This is a genomic window from Halobellus sp., assembly GCF_042218505.1.
Taxonomy (GTDB): domain Archaea; phylum Halobacteriota; class Halobacteria; order Halobacteriales; family Haloferacaceae; genus Haloquadratum.
In genome coordinates, this window is the sequence record NZ_JBDGQZ010000036.1 from 1 (window position 1) to 2800 (window position 2800).

Annotated in this window: 4 protein-coding genes; 3 read left to right on the forward strand and 1 reads right to left on the reverse strand. The window is 63.5% G+C overall.

Going from position 1 to position 2800, the window contains the following annotated elements; translation table 11 throughout:
* Window positions 1-732 (forward strand): hypothetical protein (locus ABEI27_RS10275; protein WP_375799313.1); only part of this gene is annotated, 732 nt, incomplete at its 5' end.
* Window positions 733-790: 58 nt separating this feature from the next.
* Here ABEI27_RS10275 and ABEI27_RS10280 read toward each other — a convergent pair.
* Window positions 791-1279 carry an NYN domain-containing protein gene (locus ABEI27_RS10280; RefSeq protein ID WP_375799314.1) on the reverse strand — a complete coding sequence of 163 codons (489 nt, stop codon included), beginning with the start codon at window positions 1277-1279 and terminating at the stop codon, window positions 791-793.
* A 173-nt stretch (window positions 1280-1452) separates the two neighbouring features.
* Between ABEI27_RS10280 and ABEI27_RS10285 the strand changes: the two genes are divergently transcribed.
* Both ABEI27_RS10285 and ABEI27_RS10290 read left to right on the forward strand, forming a co-directional pair.
* Window positions 1453-1737, forward strand: coding sequence for a hypothetical protein (locus ABEI27_RS10285; RefSeq protein WP_375799315.1), 285 nt, complete (start codon window positions 1453-1455; stop codon window positions 1735-1737).
* 118 nt (window positions 1738-1855) lie between these two features.
* The gene (locus ABEI27_RS10290; protein WP_375799316.1) at window positions 1856-2629 is read left to right on the forward strand and encodes a metallophosphoesterase family protein; all 774 of its coding nucleotides are present in this window, start codon (window positions 1856-1858) and stop codon (window positions 2627-2629) included.
* Window positions 2630-2800: the final 171 nt, after the last annotated feature.

The following is a 2800-nucleotide window of genomic DNA, read 5'->3' on the forward strand; positions in this document are numbered from 1 at the left end:
GTCGACGACCCGTGGCGGCACGACGCCGAACCCCCTGTCGCAGTTGACTACGCGACGGAGCTCGCCTCGGAGTTGGGAGTCGAGTTACACACGGTCGGTGGGACGGTCGCCGAGCGAGTGTACGGGATCGATGGGTCGTTCGCCGACGTGTTCGACAGACTCTCGCAGACGGAGTACGATGAGTATGCGGCCGCGATCGGAGATCATCTCATCACTCGGTTACTGGAGCATATCGCGACGCGTGAGGGGTTCGAGACGATCGCGCTCGGTGCGCACGCATCTGATCTCGTCGCCGGATTGCTGAAGTCGTTCGCGTCGGGGTTCGACGTCGGCGCGTTTCCGACGCGCACGTTCGGAGATCTCACGTACGTCTACCCCGCCGCGCTCCTCTCGAAGCGGGAACTGGCGCTGTATCACTACGGGACCAGAAGCGAGTTCGTCGAGCACGCGCTCTCTACGGAGTGGACGATGCAGTCGAACGAGCAGACCCTCTATCGATATCTGGCGGACCAACTGTTGACGTATTGGCCCGGGATCGAGTACTGGCTACTCGAGAGTAACGCGAGGCGCACACACGACGAACCCGACGGCGAGGCCTTCGAATCGTGTGCGAACTGCGGAAAGACGAAACAGGCGCAGAGCCTCACGTCGACGGAGTCCTCAGCGGAGGGGATCTGCCGGGTCTGTGAAATTCTGGAATCCCTCGGCTATCTCGAACGCGGGACATCGTAACTGTCGTCACCAGCGACTGGTTGGCGGAGCCGAACACGATGGGAGTGCGCGACGACCCTCACTCGTCGTAGCCGACGAGCGTCGGGCCGTCGTCACGCTCTTCTTCGAGCGTGACGCGCTCGGTGGCCGCGTTGCGGAGGGCGTCCGAGCGACCGAACTCGCCGGGGGCGATTGCGAACGTGCGACAACCGCGTGCGTTGGCCGCCTCGATGGCCGGCTTGAAGTCCGTATCGCGGGAGGCGACCGCGATCACGTCCGCGCGGTCCTCGACGGCGAACTGCGTGACGTCGACTGCGAGTCGAACGTCGACGTCGCCACTGGTGACGATCACCTCGAAGCCGCGTGCCTCGGCAGCCTGAATCAACCCCGGCGTGGCGTGCTCGTCGAGGTAGAGTCGCGTCGCGGTCAGTTGCCCCGCCCCCGCGGCCGCCTCCCGAACGTCGTCGAGATCGACATCAAACTCGTCGCGGAGGACGTTCGGCCCGTCGACGAAGAGTGCGACCCGCGGTTCGTCGCCGTCGCCGAACAGCCGTCCCAACAGGTCCATAGCATCGTTACCGGGGGGATCGGCATAACGCCGACGATGCACAGGTCGACGCTCGTGTGACGGCTACAGAGGCGCGTCGGCTCGGCGGCACCAGACATCGTATCGCATAACTATACACCTATTACTCCTAACAGCCTAGATTTATCAAGGTAATTATCGTATGAGTAGACAAGATGAGCGCAAATACGAGTAAAAGCCACAGTTCGTTCACTATTGTGTCAGAGATGAACGCCCACGGCGGGCTCACGGTCCGGTCGCGTGAGACCAACGCGACGTACCATCTCGTGGATTACGCGGACGAGTCGGCTCGCGAAGCGCTCGAATCGCTGGGTGCCGGCGAGCGCGTCGATCTCGATCTCTCGCGGGTCGGTCGGCGCGGGAACGTCTGGCGGGCCGACGCGGTCACGCCGCCGCTCTCTGCCGACGCCGCCGAAACGGGGCCGGCGGTCAGAAGCTAAGCCCGTTCGAGGCGAGTGCGCCGGGACGGTCGATCGCGGGACTCACCGACGAAATATATAACCATCCCTCGGCCGACTGACCGATACAGTCGGCGCCGTGACCATCGGCGGGGATCCAATGAGCAAAGTCGCCATCATCTCGGACGTTCATCTGCGAGACGACCACGCCTCGGCTGTCACAGACGCGATCGAGTCGACCGTCGAGACGCTCGCGGCCCGCGACCCAGATCATACGTTCGTCCTGGGTGACCTAATCGAGGACGGCGGGTCGAAGGCCGTCGACGAAGCGAACGTCGCCCGCGTCCGCGAGTGCCTCTCGGGGATTCCCGCTCCGATCACGTACCTGCTCGGAAACCACGACGTCGAGCATCTCACCCGCGCAGATCTCGCCTCGATCCTGGACCAGGACGATTTCTACGGGACCGTCGAGGTCGGCGACGTCCCGTTCCTGTATCTGGATACGACGAACGAGGAGACGCCGGGGGCGCGCGGATCGGTCGGACGGACGCAGTGGAACTGGCTCGCGGAAACGCTCTCGTCCCTCAAACCGGCACGCCCGGTGGTCCTCTGTCACCACCCGCTCGGGGCGTTCGATCTCGCCGATAACGTCTGGTTCAGCGACTACCCCGAGCGCGCCGTCGCTACGGACCGGAAGGAGGTGCTGGATCTCATCACCAGGTCCCACGGCATCCGCGGGACGATCAGTGGCCACATCCACCAGACGGAACTCTCTCGATTCCGTGGAATCGATCACGTCTCGATCAACGCGTTCAGCAAGGAGACGCCTGACATACCAGTGACCGGTACATACGCCGACGTTCGGATCGACGACCGAGTCGTCGTCGACGTCGAACGCGATGGTGAGGTGCGACAATCCTTCACGATGCTGTGAGTCGAGAGCGAACTCCGTATCGGTTCTGTAGAAGCGTTTGCAGGTCTTCGCTCGCTCGAGCATCCGCCGTCATCCGCTCTGACGAGCAGTTGCAGACGCAACGATAGTCCTGGTTTGGGACGGTCGGGGCTCTGCTCGTGCGATGGGACCACTCGCATAGACGATTCGCCG